Below are 18,393 nucleotides of genomic sequence, written 5' to 3'. Positions count from 1 at the left end.
TCAAAAGGCTGCTTTTTAATGTTTTCGGCATGTCGCCGGCCGTTGCCGCGGGCTGCGTTAAATAGCATTAATTAGAAAAGAAAATGACGTTTGTGGCGTCTGATATGGATTTTTTTTGCTAAATTTGCACGCAATAAATTTCTAAATAAATATATGTCATCATTTGTTGCAGATAAAATTGTGATGGACGGTCTGACTTTTGACGACGTCCTCTTAATCCCAGCTTATTCGGAAGTACTGCCAAAGACGGTAGAGTTGAAAACCAAGTTCTCGCGCAACATCAGCCTGAACGTTCCTTTTGTTACGGCCGCAATGGACACCGTGACAGAGTCGGCCATGGCTATAGCCATAGCCCGCGAAGGCGGTATCGGCGTTATACACAAAAACATGTCGATAGAGGAGCAGGCACGCCAGGTTGCCATTGTTAAGCGTGCGGAGAACGGTATGATTTACGACCCTGTTACAATCCGCCGCGGTTCTACCGTAAGAGAGGCTCTGGCCATGATGGCAGAATATCATATCGGTGGTATTCCTGTCGTTGATGACGAAAACCATCTGGTAGGTATCGTTACTAACCGCGACCTGAGATTCGAGCGCACTCTCGACCGTAAGATCGACGAGGTAATGACAAGTGAGAATCTTGTAACGACTAACATCCAGACAGACCTTACAGCTGCGGCTGCCATTCTGCAGGAAAACAAGATAGAGAAGCTGCCCGTTGTTGACAACGACAACAAACTGGTAGGACTTATCACATATAAGGACATCACCAAGGCTAAGGACAAGCCTATGGCATGCAAGGACGCCAAGGGACGTCTGCGCGTTGCTGCCGGAGTAGGCGTTACAGCTGATACGCTCGACCGTATGCAGGCTCTTGTTGACGCCAATGCCGATGCTATCGTGATAGACACAGCTCACGGACATTCTAAATATGTAATCGAGAAGCTTGTTGAGGCTAAGCATTCATTCCCCGGTGTAGACATCGTTGTGGGTAACGTGGCTACAGGCGCTGCTGCCAAGATGCTCGTTGATAACGGTGCCGACGCCGTAAAGGTAGGTATCGGTCCGGGCAGTATCTGTACTACACGTGTCGTTGCCGGTGTGGGCGTTCCTCAGCTCAGCGCTGTTTATGACGTGGCTTGCGCCCTCGAGGGTACAGGCGTTCCTCTCATTGCCGACGGTGGTCTGCGCTATTCAGGCGATGTTGTCAAGGCTCTTGCAGCCGGCGGATATTGCGTCATGATCGGTTCGCTGGTAGCCGGAACAGAAGAGAGCCCCGGCGACACAATAATCTTCAACGGACGTAAGTTCAAGAGCTATCGCGGAATGGGCAGTCTCGAGGCCATGGAGAACGGATCTAAGGACCGCTACTTCCAGTCGGAGACTAAGGATGTTAAGAAACTTGTGCCCGAAGGCATTGCCGGCCGCGTTCCTTATAAAGGCACTCTGCAGGAGGTTATCTATCAGCTCGTGGGCGGTCTGCGCTCAGGTATGGGCTACTGTGGAGCCAACGACATACAGGCACTTCATAATGCCAAATTCGTGCGCATAACAAATGCAGGCGTGCTCGAGAGCCATCCTCACGACATCTCTATCACAAGTGAGGCTCCCAACTACTCACGCCCTGAATAACCGGCATGTATAGAGGCTCGCATGTGAGCCGAGATGAGTATTATTTAAATACCGCAATATTAAGAAATGAAATCTTTTAAGCTTTTTGTAGCCATGCTCCTCTGTGGGAGCATGGCTCTTGCTCAGCACGACGATCCCGTTGTAATGAAAATCAACGGGGTGCCAGTGACACGCTCTGAGTTTGAGTATTCATATAATAAGAACAATTCTGACGACGTAATCGACAAGAAGACTGTTGACGAATACGTCGACTTGTTTGTCAATTACAAACTTAAGGTCGCAGCAGCCTATGACGCCAAGCTCGACACGCTCAGCTCGTTTAAGAAAGAGTTTGCCATGTATCGCGACCAGCAGGTACGTCCGTCGTTTGTCAACGACTCTGACATCGTGGCCGAGGCACGCCTGGTTTACGACAAGACAAAGGAGCGTATCGGCGAGCGCGGACTGATAAAGCCTGCACACATACTTATATATGTTGAGCAGAAAGCCCCTGCAGAGAAGCTTGAGAAGGCACGCCTGCGCGCCGACTCGCTTTACAACGTGCTGAAAGGCGGAGCCGACTTTGCCGAGCTTGCCAAGAAATATTCGCAGGATCCGGGTTCGGCTAAGAACGGAGGAGAACTGCCCTGGCTTCAGCCCGGACAGACGCTCAAGGAGTTTGAAGATGCAGCTTATGCTCTGAAAACCGGCGAAATGAGCAAACCGGTGCTTTCACCTGTGGGCTATCACATCATTCTCATGAAGGACCGCAAGGCATTTGAGCCGTTCGACACGCTGAAGACAGACATCATACGCTTTATCGAGGCACGCGGCGCACGTGAGAGAATTGTTGACAAAAAGCTTGAAGAACTTGTAAAAGAGTCTGACGGAAAACTTACCAAAGAGAACATCCTTGAGGCAAGGGCCGAAGAGATGGCAAGCAAGGACTCTGACCTGAAGAATCTTATCAAGGAATATCACGACGGACTCTTGCTTTATGAGATAAGCAACCGCATGGTGTGGGACAAGGCCGCAAAAGACGATGCCGGACTTGCCGCATATTTCAAGAAGAACAAGAAAAGATATTATTGGGACGAACCCAGATACAAGGGTATGGTATACCACGTCAAGCAGAATGAAGACGTAGAGGCTGTTAAGAACTGCGTGAAGGATGTTCCGTTTGACGAATGGGCTGAGAAACTGCGCGTTACGTTCAACAACGACTCTGTGTTGAGGATACGCGTCGAGAAAGGTATATTCAAGGCCGGCGACAACGCATTTATCGACAAGATGGTGTTTAAGAAAGACACTGTGGTTACTCCGGTCAAGAACTTCCCTATCGATGCTGTTTACGGAAAGATACTTAAGCGTAAGCCCGAAAGCTACGAGGATGTTCGCGGACTGGTTACGGCCGACTATCAGGACCAGCTGGAGAAGCAGTGGGTGGCCGACCTCAGAAAGAAATATCCCGTGGAAGTATATTATGATGTGTTGAAAACAGTAAATAATCATTCTAAATAATGAGATCTAGAAGCAAAACAGCCTTATGGGCCGTAGTATCGATGGTGTTCTTTGCCACTGTAAGCGCGCGGCCTTTACAGGGTGGCGACGATAAAGACGTTGCAAAAAACGACTCGGTTGCAAAGGTTGACACCGTTGATTCTGCCGATCCGGCAAGCGTGGTCGACGAGGTTATATGGGTTGTCGGTGACGAGCCAATACTCTTGTCTGACGTCGAAATGGCCCGTATGCAGGCCGAGATGGAAGGCGTCAAGTGGGAAGGTGATCCCGACTGCACCATTCCTGAGCAGTTGGCTGTGCAGAAGCTGTTCTTGCATCAGGCTGCGATAGACAGTATCGAGGTCAGCGAGTCTGAGGTGGCTCAGAGTGTTGAGCATCAGATAAGCGCATGGCTTCAGATGGTCGACGGCAACAAGGAACGTCTGGAGGAGTATAAGAGAAAGAGTCTTGCTGAGCTGCGAATATCACTTCACGATGACTTCAAAGACCGTCTTCTCATTGAAAGAGAACGCGAGAAGCTCGTTGAGGACATCACAGTTTCGCCTGCTGATGTGCGTCGATATTTCAGCGAATTGCCCGAAGACAGTATCCCTATGGTTCCGACAGAGGTTGAAGTACAGATTATAACACGTACTCCGAAAGTGGAGCAGGCCGAAATAGACCGTATAAAGAACGAACTTCGCAATTACACCGAGATGGTCACCAGCGGCCAGACTTCTTTCACGGCATTGGCAAAGCTTTATTCGGAAGATCCGGGTACAGCCCGTATGGGTGGCGAATTTCCTGATTATGTAGGCCGTGGCATGCTCGATCCGGCTTTCGCTAACGTGGCTTTCAACCTTACAGACCCGAAGAAGATATCTAAAATCGTAGAGACCGACTTCGGATATCATATCATCCAGCTTATAGACAAGCGAGGCGACAAGATTAAGGTAAGACACATCCTTCTTAAACCTAACGTTTCTAATGAGGCTATCGAGACAGCTTCAATGCAGCTTGACTCTATAGCAGACGAGATACGTGCGGGCAAATTCACCTTCGAGCAGGCTGCGTCTTTCCTGTCTGACGATAAGGATACCCGCAACAACAACGGTCTGATGGCCAACACCACCGAGTCAGGACGTACAAGTAAGTTCCAGCTCCGCAATCTGCCTTCAGAGATAGCACGTGTGGTAGACACGCTGAAGGTTGGTGAGGTGTCGGCTCCTTTCCAGATGATTAATGAGAAAAACGGTAAGCTAGTTTGTGTCGTCGCAAAGCTGAAGAGCCGCGTGGAGATGCACAGGGCTACGATAACCGAAGATTTTCAGACGATGAAGAACATCGTGCTTGCCAAGCGCAAGGAAGAGTTCATAAAAGACTGGATAAAGGATAAGATAAAGAATACGTATATACGAATAAACGATCGTTATAAGAATTGTAACTTTGAATATCAAGGTTGGGTTAAATGACAACAAACAATAGAATAAAAGTCTTATTCAGCGGGCATAGGATACTGATTGTGGTACTCCTGTGCCTGTTTGGACTTAGTGTGGTCCAATCACGCCAGCCGAATAAGAAGAAACCGCGCAAGAGTACAAACGAGCGCGTCTATCTTGTTCATGCCGATGTTACCAATTATGACATGTTCGGCGACAACCCTACGGCCCAGGTGCTTAAGGGGCGTGTGGCATTCAGGCATAATGGTGCGCGCTTGTTCTGTGACAGTGCGTATCTTTATCAGGAGTCAAACTCGTTTAAGGCTTTCGGACATGTGAAGATGTATCAGGGAGACACCCTCTCGCTGTTCAGCGACTATGCCTATTATGACGGCAACGACCAGATGGCCGAGGCACGCTACAACGTTGTGCTGAAGCATAGGGGTACCACGCTTTATACCGACAGTCTTAACTACGACCGTCTTTACGGCATCGGATATTTCTTTGAAGGCGGAAAGATGGTCGACAAGAAGAACGTATTGGTTTCTGACTGGGGCGAATATGACACGGAAACACGCAACGCCGTGTTCAATTATAATGTAAATCTGAAGAATCCTAAGTTTGTTCTTACCACAGATACGCTCCATTATGACACACGTACTTCAATGGCGCATATCGTTGGACCGTCGAAAATCACTTCGGGAAAGAGCACGATATACACATCTCAGGGATATTATGACACCAATAAGGAGAAAGCCCGCCTTTACGGACGGTCGCGTCTTACCAACAACGGTAAGGAACTTACGGGCGACAGTCTGTTCTATAACGAAAAGACAGGTATAAGTCAGGGCTTTCATAATGTTGTGTACAAGGATTCGCTTAACAAGAATCAGTTGAACAGCAACTACTTCTGGTATAATGAAAAGACAGGTTTTGCCTTCGCAACAGACAGCGCCGTGATGATGGATTTCTCTCAGCGTGACACGCTTTATCTGCATTCTGACACGATGAAGGTTTACACCTTTAACATAAACACCGACTCTGTTTATCGTGTGGCCCATTGTTATAATAAGGTAAGAGCGTTCAGACCGGATGTTCAGGCCGTTTGCGATTCTCTGATTTACAACACGAAAGACTCGTGTCTCATAATGTATAAAGACCCGATAACATGGAATGCTAACCGCCAGTTGTTAGGTGAGGTAATCGAGGTGTTCATGAAAGACTCGACCATTGACCGCGCACATGTTATAAATCAGGCTCTTTCGATAGAGCAGTTGCCCGACAGCATCCATTTTAATCAGATATCTTCGAGAGAGATGTTCGGATATTTTGAAAATGGAGAAATACGCAAGACCGAGGCGATAGGCAACGTGCTTGCCGTGTATTACCTTGAAGAAGACAAGGACAGCTCGCTCACCAACATGGCATATATTGAGACTGACACGATGCGTATGTTCATGAGAAACCGACAGCTGGAAACTCTTTGGACATGCAAGAGTCAGAATGTTATGTATCCTATCACACAGACGCCCGTGGCAAAGTCTAAGTTGCCGTCGTTTGCATGGTTTGACTATGTCAGGCCGCTTGACAAGAATGACATATTCGTATGGCGCGGCAAGAAGAGCGGCACAGAGCTAAAGAACATTCCGCGCCGTTCGGCACCGTTGCAGCATATAAGTTCCGGCTCTGTTGTTTCTGTTGAAAGTGAAGTTAAGCCTGTTGCAGGCGCAGAACAGTCTAAGCCGGCTGATGGAGCGGACGCAAAGCAAACATCGTCTGCAGATGGCGTGTCAGAAAAACAGAAAACTGCAGGTTCACCTGAAAGTAAGCCGGAATCTGCTCCAGTTCCTGCATCCGACAGCGTAAAGGATTCTGACGTTCAGACTGCGCCGGGTGGAGAAACAAAAACAGAGGCCAAGACCGATGTTGAGCTAAAAGACAACAAATAAGCTTATGGGACTGTTCAAGCAGCGCAGACCGCGTGGGTTTCAGCATCAATACCTGTATGCTGATGAACGTAAGGATGTATTGAAGGATGTGGAGGAACGTGCGAAACGGGAGCTTGGTGTGACAGACGACAAAGGCAAGTCAAGCCATGAAGACCGCATAAGAGGCGCTTTCCTTAACGCTACGAAATATGCAAGGCGCCGCAGCGAACGGCGTTTGTCCGGCGGATTCATCCTTAGTACGGGTGTCATCCTGCTGCTGATTGTCCTGCTTGTTGTAGTTTGGAAGTTTTTGCTTTATTTTAATTAGTTGAAAAATCATGAGTGACATTATACAGCTTCTGCCTGATTCTGTGGCAAATCAGATTGCTGCGGGTGAGGTTATACAGCGTCCGGCATCTGTAATCAAGGAACTTGTTGAAAATTCTGTTGATGCTGGAGCAGATACAATTAAGGTACTGGTTACCGATGCAGGGCGCACTTCGATACAGGTGATAGACAACGGCAAGGGCATGTCGGAAACCGATGCGCGCCTTTCGTTTGAACGTCATGCAACATCAAAGATACGCCAGGCAAGCGACCTGTTTGCTCTTCATACAATGGGATTCCGTGGTGAGGCGCTTGCATCTATCGCTGCCGTGGCCCAGGTTGAACTGAAAACACGCACTGCAGATGACGAACTCGGAACGCATATCACTATTTCCGGCTCTAAGGTTATGGCCCAGGAGCCTGTTTCATGTCCTATAGGAAGCAACTTTTCTGTAAACAATATATTCTTCAACGTCCCTGCAAGACGTAAGTTCTTGAAGTCTAACTCTACGGAACTTAATAACATCCTTGCTGCTTTTGAGCGTATAGTGCTTGTTTATCCGCAGATAAACTTTACGTTCCATAGCAACGGCGTGGAGATGTTCAACCTGCGTAAAGGCAGCCTGAGACAGCGTATAGTAGATGTGTTCGGCAAGAAACTCAATCACGACATACTGCCCGTTAACGTTGAGACAACGGTATGCAATATCTCGGGATTTGTCGGCAAGCCCGAAGCCGCCCGTAAGAAATGCTCTCATCAGTATTTCTTTGTCAACGGGAGATATATGAAGCATCCGTATTTTCATAAGGCCGTGCTTACGGCTTTCGACCGCCTTATACCAATGGGCGAGCAGGTGCCTTATTTCATTTACTTCGATGTCAATCCCGAAGACATCGATGTGAACATCCATCCTACAAAAACCGAGATAAAGTTTGAGAATGAGCAGACTATATGGCAGATACTTATGGCTGCCGTTAAAGACTCTCTCGGCCGTTTTAATGATGTTCCTTCGATAGACTTCGACACCGAAGGAAGGCCGGATATACCGGTGTTCGACCCCTCTGTGGGCGGCACTTCAGCTCCCAAACTTGACTTTAATCCGGAGTATAATCCTTTCAAGGAGACGTCAGCAGGCAGTGTGCCATCAAACCGTAGAACGGTTCCAGACTCATGGGAGACGCTCTATGAAGGAGTGAGCGGCGGCGAAGAGCAAAGCCTCTTTATGCCTGATGTGGCCCAGCCTGAACCGGAAGGAACGATAATCTCGGGCGGAGGCAGCGTTATAGACGAGAAGTCACCTGCACATTATCAATATAAGGGAAAGTATATCATGACTGCCGTTAAGTCTGGTTTGATGGTTATCGACCAGTATCGTGCCCATGTGCGCATACTTTATGAACGCTATCTCTCGCAGATTAACGGAAAGGGATGCAGCTCGCAGCAGATATTGTTCCCGGAGATGATACAGTTTTCTCCTTCCGAAACCGTGATTATAGATAAGATAAGCAACGAAATAGCCAATATAGGGTTCGACCTCGCTTCTCTTGGAGGCGGCAGCTACTCGATAAACGGAATTCCCGCCGGACTTGAAGACGTTGACTATGTAAAGCTGTTGAAGAATATAGTGGATGATTTTATTGAAACCGGAATAGGGCCGACGGAAGGTATAAACAGCGCACTGGCACTGCAATTGGCAAAAAGTGCAGCCATCCCTTACGGACAAGTGCTCGACAATGCGGAGATGGAAAGTATTGTTAACGAACTGTTTACGTGCTCAAACGTAAACTACACTCCTGACGGCAAGCCTGTGATAGGCATGCTTAAGCAACATGACATTGATAACTTGTTTTGCTGATGCGTTTTAATAATGGTTTACATTCTTTGCTGAAAATGTGAAAATAAAATTACAAAAAACGTGTTTAATTGAAAAATATTGCTATCTTTGCACTTGAAGATACGCTTTGTATATAAAGGCATTTGACATATTTTTATTGATTGTTTAATATTAAGAGTTATGAAAAAGTTATTAATTGTATTACTTTTAGCAGGTGCTTCTGTTGCCTCAATGGCGCAGGAGAACGACGCTACTGAAAAGTACAGCGTTGCTACAAATTCGTTCTGGAGCAACTGGTTTATTCAGGCCGGTGCTGAATGGAACGCTTGGTATGGTAATTATGAAGATGGCAGAGGCTGGTCAAAGAGCCCCTTCAAGAAATTCCGTTCTAACCCTGGAGCTTCTATCGCCATCGGTAAATGGTTCACACCTGGAATAGGTCTCCGTACAAAGCTGCAGGGAATCTGGGGTAAGGCTGTTTACAGCGATCAGAACAAAGGCAACGGCAACAAGTATTGGATCTTGAATGAGCAGGTAATGTTCAACCTCAGCAATATGTTCTGTGGCTACAATCCTGACCGTGTATGGAACTTCATACCTTTCGCTGGTGCCGGTGTCGGCCGTTCTTGCACATATAACAGATATGCAATGGGCTGGTCAGTAGGTATCTTGAACGAGTTCTGGGTAAGCAGAAAGGTTGCCATCAACTTCGAACTTGGTTGGAACCGCATGGAGAGCGACATCTGCGGCATGCCGGCCGATATGGGCGAAGGCTTCCTGATGAGCCATCCTAACAACGTTTATGCAGAGGTTGGTATCACTTACAACGTAGGTAAGGGCACATGGAACAAAGTTCCTGATGTAGACGCCATCAAGGCTCTTTCACAGTCACAGCTCGACGCTCTCAATGCTCAGCTGGCAGACGAGAAGGCAGAGAACAGCCGTCTGAAGAACGAGCTTGCAAACAGAACAGCTAATGCAACAACAAAGGTTGAGAAAGAGTATATAACAAATCCTGTTTCTGTATTCTTCAACATCAACAAGTCTACAATCGCTTCAAGAAAAGACCTTGTTAACGTTAAGAATCTTGCAGACTATTCTAAGGACAACAACGCTAAGTTGATTGTTACTGGATATGCTGACAATGCAACAGGTCCTGCTGCATACAACCGTGCTCTGTCACAGAAACGTGCTGAGAGAGTTGCTGACGAATTGGTTAAGATGGGTGTTAAGAGAGAAAACATCCAGATTGAGGCTAAGGGCGGTGTAGACACACTCGTTCCTCCTTCATACAACCGTCGCGCTACTGTTGAGATTGCAAAGTAAAATTCCATATCAGTTAAAGTTTAAATGGTGCCCCGACATGTCGGGGCATCTTTTTTTGAAAAAAGTTTGCGAAAAATTTGGTGAAAAGAAAAAAACACCGTATCTTTGCACTCGCTTACAAGAACAAGGGCGTTTAGCTCAGCTGGTTTAGAGCATCTGCCTTACAAGCAGAGGGTCGGCGGTTCGAATCCGTCAACGCCCACATCAAAACAGAATGCCGGACAATTTGTCCGGCATTTTTCGTTTATTGTCATTGTTGCCGCTTGTCTGTCTTTTCTTCGTTTCGCTGCAGTCGTGGCCTGTATGGCATGTTTTCCTGATAGTTTTTGTGTCTTGCTTTAACCCCAATCTGTTATTATGATTCGGTCTGTATTATTGCTTTATATTGAGCTCCTTTTTGGGATAAGATTTTTTTCTTTCTTTCCCCACTATTTATCGGGTGAGCCACGCTATGTGCGGTATAATGACTGGTTGGAGGTTAATGCAGTGGCGGCTCTATAGATGTGTGTTTGAATTTCGGATCAGCTTTGTTGTCGGCGGTTTTGTATGTATCCTTTTGTCTTTGCTGGTTTAATCTTTTTGTAGAAATACATTGTCGGGTAGTGTAGGTGAGGAGTTCTTGCGGTTGATGCAGAAAGAATGGCTGTATACGGTTGAGATGCACAATGTCTCGGCTTGATGCATGTATTATTGTATGCCCGGTTGGCGCTCGCTGCACTCGGTTGGCTCTTTGTGCGCTGTCTTATTTCTGATTTGCGTCCTTTTATGTTGCGAAAGGATACAAATTGCAGGCTAAAAGGACACCTTTTGCCGCCTAAAATGTGCCCTTTTGTAATGCGTTGATTGTCAGAAGGTTGTGTTGTGAGTGCGAATGCCTGTTGGCGTCGGCATTTTGCAGGCCGTTTTTGTGTCCTTTACCTTATGCAAGGTATGCAGCCGGTATCCTTTTATTTGTCGTGGTGTTAGGTTGTTTTTGTCGTGTGGCGGCTGTTGCTTTTTCTTTGCGCATGAGTCCTTGTTCGTTTTGCTGATTTTATGTCTTTGTCCGGAATATTAATGTCTGTTCTGTATGTCAGCGTCCATTGCTGCTTTCTGTGAGGAGCGCTGAGCGTTATGTGCGGTGAGTCTTGCATAGAACTGGATTATTGGTGCATTCTGGGTAAAAAATGCCTGTTTAGGAACGAAATTTAAGAAAAAAATGAAAAAAAGTTTGCGAAAAATTTGGCGGAAAGAAAAAAACGCCGTATCTTTGCACTCGCTTACAAGAACAAGGGCGTTTAGCTCAGCTGGTTTAGAGCATCTGCCTTACAAGCAGAGGGTCGGCGGTTCGAATCCGTCAACGCCCACACAAAACCGACAACACCAAGGTGCTGTCGGTTTTTCTTTATGCACACTCTTGTCATGATTTTGCCGCTTGCGTGTGTTGCCTGTCCGGTATTTATAAAAATGCAATTTATAACAAACTTTTATTGTCTGTAAGTGCCATTAAATCGATTTAAATTATTAATTTTGCAACCGTTAATACGTATTAGTTATGAATCTTGACTTACTTACTGCCATCTCTCCGATAGACGGCCGATACAGAGGCAAGACCGAACGGCTTGCAGACTATTTTTCTGAGTATGCTCTCATACGTTACCGTATACGTGTGGAGATCGAATATTTTATTGCGCTGTGCGAGCTTCCGCTCCCTCAGCTCAAGGATTTCGACCATTCGCTGTTTGGACGTCTGCGTGACATCTATCTTACGTTTGACGAAGCCGGTGCGGCACGTGTCAAGGAAATTGAAGGCATCACAAACCACGACGTTAAGGCCGTGGAGTATTATATAAAAGAACAGTTCGACGCCATCGGCGGTCTCGAGCCGTTCAAGGAGTTTATTCATTTCGGACTGACGTCGCAGGACATCAACAACACCTCAGTGCCGCTCTCGCTTAAGGATGCGCTTTGCGATGTTGTGGTTCCGCAGGTGGAAGAGCTCATAAAGCAGCTCACCGACTATGCCGAAGAGTGGAAAGAGGTGCCCATGCTGGCCAAGACTCACGGACAGCCTGCATCGCCCACACGTCTCGGTAAGGAGGTTATGGTGTTCGCATACCGTCTGCAGAAGCAACTCGACTCTTTACGTCAGTGTGAGCTTACTGCCAAGTTCGGCGGTGCTACGGGTAACTACAATGCCCATCATGTGGCATATCCCGAGTACGACTGGAAGGCTTTCGGCAATAAGTTTGTCAGCGAGAAACTCGGACTCGTGCGCGAGCAGTGGACCACGCAGATAAGCAACTATGACTGTCTGGGTGCAGTGCTTGATGCCGTGCGCCGCATAAACACGATAATAATAGACCTTGACCGCGACTTCTGGATGTATATCTCAATGGAATACTTCAAGCAGAAGATCAAGGCCGGTGAGGTTGGCTCGAGCGCAATGCCTCATAAGGTCAATCCTATTGACTTCGAGAACAGTGAAGGCAACCTCGGCGTAGCAAACGCTGTGCTGCAGTTCTTGGCACAGAAGCTGCCCGTAAGCCGTCTGCAGCGCGACCTTACCGACTCTACAGTGCTTCGCAACATCGGTGTGCCTCTCGGACACACTGTCATCGCAATACAGAGCACACTGAAAGGACTGCGCAAGCTCATACTCAACGAAGAGAAGATAAGTGCCGACCTCGACAATACATGGGCCGTTGTGGCTGAGGCCATTCAGACCATATTGCGCCGTGAGGCCTATCCACATCCGTATGAGGCTCTCAAGGCACTTACACGTACTAACCATAAAATGACAGAAGAAACAATACATCAATTTATCAAAGAACTGAATGTAAGCGATGAGGTTAAGGCTGAGCTTATGGCCATAACGCCTCACAATTACACCGGAATATAATAAGCAAGGCATCGCCCGCGGCTTCAGTATTGACTACCGGCCGTGTGGATGCCTGTTTGTTTGAATGTCTTAGTAAATGTAGCAGAACAAAATATAAAAATAACATAATTACAAACCGCCGTGAGGCATTAATCTGAAATAATATGACAGAAGATTTAGAAAACAAGAAAGAAGGTATGTATGCCGGACAAAACGAGGTAAGCCGTGAGGGCTACAAACCGGCTGAAAACACAAACTACCGTAACGGAGAAAGACCTATGCGTCCGCGCATCAAGGTACAGCGTGCATATTCATCTAGCAGAAACTATAATAACGATTCAGCAGGCTTCCGTCCTGAGGGATTCGGCGCAGCGCTCCAGTCAGACGGAGGTCAGCAGCGTTCTTACCGTCCGCGCTACAACAGCGGACAGCAGGGCGGCTATCAGCAGCGTCAGGGCTATCAGCCGCAGCAGCGCGGCGGATATCGTCCGCGTTATAACAGCGATGCCGACGGCAACTATCAGCCCCGCCAGAACCAGTATGGCCAGCGTCAGGGCTCGCCCTACCGCCAGAACTACAATCAGGGCATGGACGGCGGCTATCAGCCCCGCCAGTCGGCAGGCTATCGTCCGCGTTACAACAACGGAGGAGGCGAGGGCGGCTATCAGCCACGTCAGAACTCTTATCAGCGCGGTGGCTATCAGCGTGGCGGATATGGTCCGCAGCGTCAGCCGGCATATCAGCAGCGCGGCGGTTACCAAGCCGGAATATCAGCAGCGCGGCGGTTACCGTCAGCGTACCCCTGATTATGATCCTAACGCAAAGTACAGCCAGAAGAAGCGTATAGAATATAAAGAGGCCAACATCGACCCGACAGTGCCCGTAAGACTTAACAAGTATCTGGCCAATGCAGGTATCTGCAGCCGCCGTGAGGCCGACGAGTTCATACAGGCAGGCGTGGTCAGCGTTAACGGTCAGGTTGTTACAGAGCTCGGAACAAAGGTTCTGCGCACTGACGACATCAGATTCCACGATCAGAAGGTGTCAATGGAGAAGAAGGTATACGTGCTTCTCAACAAGCCAAAGGACTGTGTTACAACAAGCGACGACCCGCAGCAGCGCAAGACTGTGATGGATCTCGTAAAGAACGCATGTCCGGAGCGTATCTATCCCGTAGGACGCCTTGACCGAAACACCACAGGAGTGCTCCTGCTCACCAACGACGGCGATCTGGCCAGCAAGCTCACTCATCCTAAATTCCTGAAGAAGAAGATTTATCACGTCTTCCTCGACAAGAAGGTTACTGCTCACGACATGCAGCAGATAGCCACAGGCATAACTCTTGAAGACGGCGAGGTGCATGCCGACGCCATCGAGTATGCCAGCGCAACAGACAAGAGCCAGGTGGGCATCGAGATACACAGCGGCAAGAACCGTATCGTCCGCCGTATCTTCGAAAGCCTCGGATACAGAGTTGTCAAGCTCGACCGTGTGCTCTTTGCAGGTCTGACTAAGAAGAATCTCCGCCGCGGCGACTGGCGCTTCCTCACAGAGAAGGAAGTTGACATGCTGCGCATGGGAGCTTTTGAATAATAGTACAACAATCAGAATTAAAGGCTGAAGCTTTTTAGACGAAACGTATTTTGGTGCAGGCCTGCGGCTCTGTTTGTGCCACATGGCCGACAGCATGGCTGAGGCATGCGCCGGATTACTGTCAAAACATATAACAAAATGGAAAAAATCAAGAGAACAAAAGTCGTAGACGTGCTTCAGCGCACAGATTTCGGCGCTGTCGTCAACGTAAAAGGATGGGTGCGTACCCACCGTAGCAGCAAGTCAGTAGACTTTATCGCGCTTAACGACGGTTCAACAATAAAGAACGTACAGGTAGTTGTCGATCCGTCAAAGTTCGACGAGAGCATGCTCAAGCAGATAACCACAGGCTCATGCATCAATGTCAACGGCGAGCTGGTTGAGAGCCAGGGAGCAGGACAGACGGTAGAGCTGCAGTGCCGTGAGATTGAGATTTACGGTCTCTGCGCCAGCGACTATCCGATGCAGAAAAAGGGACAGAGCTTCGAGTACATGCGCCAGTATGCACATCTGCGCCTTCGTACCAACACCTTCGGAGCTGTGATGCGCATACGCCACAATATGGCCATAGCCATCCACAAGTATTTCCACGATCACGGATTCTTCTATTTCCACACACCGCTCATCACTGCCAGCGACTGTGAGGGTGCAGGACAGATGTTCCAGGTTACAACGAAGAACCTCTACGACCTTAAGAAGAACGACGAAGGCAAGATAACCTACGACGACGACTTCTTCGGCAAGCAGACATCACTCACCGTGAGCGGACAGCTCGAGGGCGAGCTCGGAGCAACGGCTCTGGGTGCCATCTATACTTTCGGACCAACTTTCCGTGCCGAAAACTCAAACACTCCGCGCCACCTGGCCGAGTTCTGGATGATAGAGCCTGAGGTTGCATTCATCGATCTCAACGACCTGATGGACCTCGAGGAAGACTTCATCAAATACTGCGTTCAGTGGGCTTTGGACAACTGCAAGGACGACCTTGAGTTCCTCAACAAGATGATAGACAAGACGCTGATAGAGCGACTCAATTCGGTTGTCAGCGGTTCTTTTGTCCGTCTTGAGTACACAGAGGGTATCAATATTCTTGAAGAGGCCGTTAAGAACGGTCATAAGTTCGAGTTCCCCGTAAGCTGGGGCATGGACCTTGCCAGCGAGCACGAGCGTTATCTCGTTGAAGAGCACTTCAAGAAGCCTGTCATCATGACCGGATATCCTAAGGCCATAAAGGCGTTCTACATGAAGATTAATGAGGACGGCAAGACTGTTCAGGGCACCGACGTTCTGTTCCCGCAGATTGGCGAGATTATCGGCGGAAGCGTGCGTGAGGAGAACTACGACAAGCTGATAGGTGAAATCAACGAGCGCAACATCCCGATGAAGGATATGTGGTGGTATCTCGACACACGTAAATACGGATCATGCCCTCACGGAGGATTCGGTCTCGGATTCGAGCGCCTTATCCTGTTCGTTACAGGTATGCAGAACATACGCGACGTGATACCGTTCCCGCGTACTCCGAAAAATGCTGAATTCTAAAGCTAATATTCTCATATACTAATCAAGAAGGCGTGTCAGAATGTGCTTTTGTATGCATTCTGACACGCTTTTTTTGTTGTTTTCCTGTCCGGATTACTACGCCTGACAAGCCCGTAGGCAGAGCTTGACGCCTGATTTTGGCTGAGCGCTTGTTTGTTATTTGCCGTTATGCTTAATGTGAGACAAAGAGCCGGCATAAGTATAGTGAGCGGTTGTGGAAAACCGGCAGATGACAGCCGGAAGCATTGTCCACATTTTTTTATAAATAGTTGAAATAATTATTATTTAATTTGTCTATTTTCTTTTTATAATTTATAAATTAGTATATTTGTTGCGGTATGCCGGCAGATGCCATACTTCAGGTGCGCCCTTGCATCAAGGCCGTGCTGCGGCAGCTGCCGGGTGTATGATTGTTTCAAACGTTAATAAAAGAAATCATTATGACAAAAGACGAACTTATGCGTAAGGCCATAGAGCTTTCGATAGATAATGTCAACAATGGCGGAGGACCTTTTGGAGCAGTGATAGCCCGCGACGGCGAGATTGTTGCAACGGGAGTCAACCGCGTGACGGCCAACAACGACCCTACAGCCCATGCAGAGGTGAGCGCCATAAGGGCGGCAGCTGCCGCCTTGGGTACGTTTGACCTCAGCGACTGCGAGATTTTTACGTCGTGTGAGCCGTGCCCCATGTGCCTTGGCGCAATATATTGGGCAAGACTGAAGAAGGTTTATTTTGCCAACAACAAGACCGATGCCAAGAACATCGGATTTGACGACTCGTTTATCTACGACGAGCTGGCTCTGCCGCGTGAAGGCCGCAAGCTGTCGTCAGAGGAGATGATGCGCAACGAGGCCATCAAGGCTTTTGAGATGTGGGCGCAGAAAGACGATAAGATAGAGTATTGACGTATCTTGGCAGATAAGTCCTTTGATTATTGGCTGTGCCGGTTATGCTGTGTCCGGTACTGTTTCCCGCTTTTTGCCAGACTGCAATCCGGCCGGAGGAGTTGTAAGCTATGAAGCCGGCAGGCTTCTGTAAGTAGTCCTTTTATGTTTCAGGCTTGCGGCTCATGTCTCACGGCAGGCGTGATAGTGTTATTTTAATGCCTTGTTGCCATGACGACAGCATGCCGGATAACTGACGGAAATAAACAGAAAAAGTTTTTTGTATAAACTCATCACTCATCACATTCATGCGTAAAGTGTTGAACTGTAATGCGTTATGGTGTGATGAGTTTCTTTCTCAACTCATCACGCCAGGCTTTCCACTTTGTCGTGTGATGAGTCGGTACGGCAACTCATCACAGTCTAATATGCTGGCATGCAGTGAGTTATGAGGCTTTGTGACGAGTGATGAGTTTATACAAAAAACTTTTTCGCTTTACTTTCCTGTTTATGTTCTTTGTTGTAAAAGCATACCTTTTACATTCCAATTTGCCGCATTTCATGTTGTAAAACATGCCCTTTCGCATGGCGTTTTGGCACCTTTTGCAGTGAATACAACTTGCCGTGTATATGCTACCTGCATTCTGTAACATTATTATTTATGCCAATGTTTCATTGCTATAGCAAGGTCCTGTCTGGCTGCAACTAATGTGGAATGCTGCGTTTGATGTGTCGGCCCGTATGGAACACAATAACGGCGGGAGATGAGTGTAGAGCACATCCTCCGCCGTTTTATTGGAGTTTTTAATTAATAATCTTTATCAATATTTTGTATAATGGCGTTCAGCACATCATGATGTTTCACCGGATGCTGTTAGTTAATAGAATGTGTGCCGTTGACAAACGCCATATTTTAGCACCCTTATTATTAATGTGAAAGCCGTCCCGGATAGGGCAGACTCCTGTATTTTAATCTCTGCAACGCCAGCTGTTACTGTGGCGTAATGCCTGAGGGTGATTACGTATTGGTAAATTGTGTAAATTGCCACGGATATCTGTTGTGGCTTTTTTACAATGTAGTGCAAGACGTCTTTGTGATGATATTTTCAATCGTTAGAGATGCTTGCTATGCTGATTGTCTGCGTGCGTAAGACGCAGAAATACCGATTCTCTAAATATTAGATGTTTTAAGTTGTATTAGACATTTCATAATGTTGGCAATTTTTATAAATGATATTAGATTAAATAGGCGTCCCTTAAAAAGCCCATTTTTGCGAGATGTTGTTTTGACACAGTATCTCGCAAATTTTTTGAAACATGCAACAAAGAGCTTTCATGGCTCTTTTGAAGTTATAGACCGCAGCCGCCAGAAGAACGTTCACAGTATCTCCCGTCACACCCTTATAAAAGTTGCGGCCTAATCGGTAATCTGACTTTAAGTGACCTATTGTCGGTTCTATACCTGCACGCTTGCAGAATAGTTTATGTTTTTTCCGTTTCTGATAACGGCTGTCTGACTTCTTGGGTACATCGGGAATCATAATC

11 protein-coding genes, 2 tRNA genes and 1 pseudogene are annotated in these 18,393 nt (G+C 47.5%); 13 read left to right on the top strand and 1 reads right to left on the bottom strand.

The genetic code is table 11. From position 1 onward, the window contains the following. The first annotated feature begins 153 nt into the window (after window positions 1-153). The 13 genes and pseudogenes from guaB (at window position 154) to QVO66_RS04450 (ending at window position 16,869) form a co-directional block, all read left to right on the top strand. The gene (gene guaB / locus QVO66_RS04510; protein WP_021854221.1) at window positions 154-1,632 is read left to right on the top strand and encodes an IMP dehydrogenase; all 1,479 of its coding nucleotides are present in this window, start codon (window positions 154-156) and stop codon (window positions 1,630-1,632) included. A gap of 66 nt (window positions 1,633-1,698) precedes the next feature. Beyond that, a complete protein-coding gene (locus QVO66_RS04505) occupies window positions 1,699-3,132 on the top strand; it encodes a peptidylprolyl isomerase (RefSeq protein WP_021854220.1) in 1,434 nt (477 codons plus the stop codon). Beyond that, a complete protein-coding gene (locus QVO66_RS04500) occupies window positions 3,132-4,583 on the top strand; it encodes a peptidylprolyl isomerase (RefSeq protein WP_021854219.1) in 1,452 nt (483 codons plus the stop codon). Before QVO66_RS04505 ends, QVO66_RS04500 begins: the two co-directional genes overlap by 1 nt. Next, the gene (locus QVO66_RS04495) at window positions 4,580-6,499 is read left to right on the top strand and encodes an OstA-like protein (RefSeq protein WP_021854218.1); all 1,920 of its coding nucleotides are present in this window, start codon (window positions 4,580-4,582) and stop codon (window positions 6,497-6,499) included. The genes QVO66_RS04500 and QVO66_RS04495 overlap by 4 nt, the downstream gene beginning before the upstream one ends. 4 nt (window positions 6,500-6,503) lie before the next feature. Further along, the gene (locus tag QVO66_RS04490) at window positions 6,504-6,806 is read left to right on the top strand and encodes a hypothetical protein (RefSeq protein ID WP_021854217.1); all 303 of its coding nucleotides are present in this window, start codon (window positions 6,504-6,506) and stop codon (window positions 6,804-6,806) included. Window positions 6,807-6,816: 10 nt separating this feature from the next. Next, window positions 6,817-8,661, top strand: coding sequence for a DNA mismatch repair endonuclease MutL (gene mutL, locus QVO66_RS04485; protein WP_021854216.1), 1,845 nt, complete (start codon window positions 6,817-6,819; stop codon window positions 8,659-8,661). A gap of 159 nt (window positions 8,662-8,820) precedes the next feature. Then, window positions 8,821-9,966 (top strand): OmpA family protein, encoded by a 1,146-nt coding sequence (locus QVO66_RS04480; protein ID WP_021854215.1) that lies wholly within the window; start codon window positions 8,821-8,823, stop codon window positions 9,964-9,966. A gap of 127 nt (window positions 9,967-10,093) precedes the next feature. Beyond that, a tRNA-Val gene (locus QVO66_RS04475) sits at window positions 10,094-10,168 on the top strand. Between the two features lie 1,069 nt (window positions 10,169-11,237). Beyond that, window positions 11,238-11,312 (top strand) — tRNA-Val (locus tag QVO66_RS04470). A 188-nt stretch (window positions 11,313-11,500) separates the two neighbouring features. After that, entirely contained in the window at window positions 11,501-12,847 is a 1,347-nt protein-coding gene (gene purB / locus QVO66_RS04465; RefSeq protein ID WP_021854214.1) for an adenylosuccinate lyase, read from the top strand. Between the two features lie 143 nt (window positions 12,848-12,990). Further along, window positions 12,991-14,419: pseudogene (locus tag QVO66_RS04460) on the top strand (pseudouridine synthase). Between the two features lie 138 nt (window positions 14,420-14,557). Further along, window positions 14,558-15,961, top strand: a complete 1,404-nt coding sequence (asnS, locus tag QVO66_RS04455) for an asparagine--tRNA ligase (protein ID WP_021854211.1) — start codon at window positions 14,558-14,560, stop codon at window positions 15,959-15,961. 440 nt (window positions 15,962-16,401) lie between these two features. Continuing rightward, a complete protein-coding gene (locus QVO66_RS04450; protein ID WP_021854210.1) occupies window positions 16,402-16,869 on the top strand; it encodes a nucleoside deaminase in 468 nt (155 codons plus the stop codon). Between the two features lie 1,235 nt (window positions 16,870-18,104). Here QVO66_RS04450 and QVO66_RS04445 read toward each other — a convergent pair. Continuing rightward, window positions 18,105-18,393: transposase (locus tag QVO66_RS04445; RefSeq protein ID WP_288172595.1), on the bottom strand; the 289-nt coding region annotated here is incomplete at its 5' end.

The organism is Prevotella sp. CAG:255 (assembly GCF_000431195.1).
Taxonomy (GTDB): domain Bacteria; phylum Bacteroidota; class Bacteroidia; order Bacteroidales; family Bacteroidaceae; genus Prevotella; species Prevotella rara.
The sequence above is the reverse complement of the archived record's forward strand: the minus strand, read 5'-3'. Positions and strand labels throughout refer to the sequence as shown.

Bases quoted from the DNA above. Each gene is read 5' to 3' on its own strand.
- guaB (WP_021854221.1), top strand. From the start codon at position 154: ATGTCATCATTTGTTGCAGATAAAATTGTGATGGACGGTCTGACTTTT.
- QVO66_RS04505 (WP_021854220.1), top strand. From the start codon at position 1,699: ATGAAATCTTTTAAGCTTTTTGTAGCCATGCTCCTCTGTGGGAGCATG.
- QVO66_RS04500 (WP_021854219.1), top strand. From the start codon at position 3,132: ATGAGATCTAGAAGCAAAACAGCCTTATGGGCCGTAGTATCGATGGTG.
- QVO66_RS04495 (WP_021854218.1), top strand. From the start codon at position 4,580: ATGACAACAAACAATAGAATAAAAGTCTTATTCAGCGGGCATAGGATA.
- QVO66_RS04490 (WP_021854217.1), top strand. From the start codon at position 6,504: ATGGGACTGTTCAAGCAGCGCAGACCGCGTGGGTTTCAGCATCAATAC.
- mutL (WP_021854216.1), top strand. From the start codon at position 6,817: ATGAGTGACATTATACAGCTTCTGCCTGATTCTGTGGCAAATCAGATT.
- QVO66_RS04480 (WP_021854215.1), top strand. From the start codon at position 8,821: ATGAAAAAGTTATTAATTGTATTACTTTTAGCAGGTGCTTCTGTTGCC.
- purB (WP_021854214.1), top strand. From the start codon at position 11,501: ATGAATCTTGACTTACTTACTGCCATCTCTCCGATAGACGGCCGATAC.
- asnS (WP_021854211.1), top strand. From the start codon at position 14,558: ATGGAAAAAATCAAGAGAACAAAAGTCGTAGACGTGCTTCAGCGCACA.
- QVO66_RS04450 (WP_021854210.1), top strand. From the start codon at position 16,402: ATGACAAAAGACGAACTTATGCGTAAGGCCATAGAGCTTTCGATAGAT.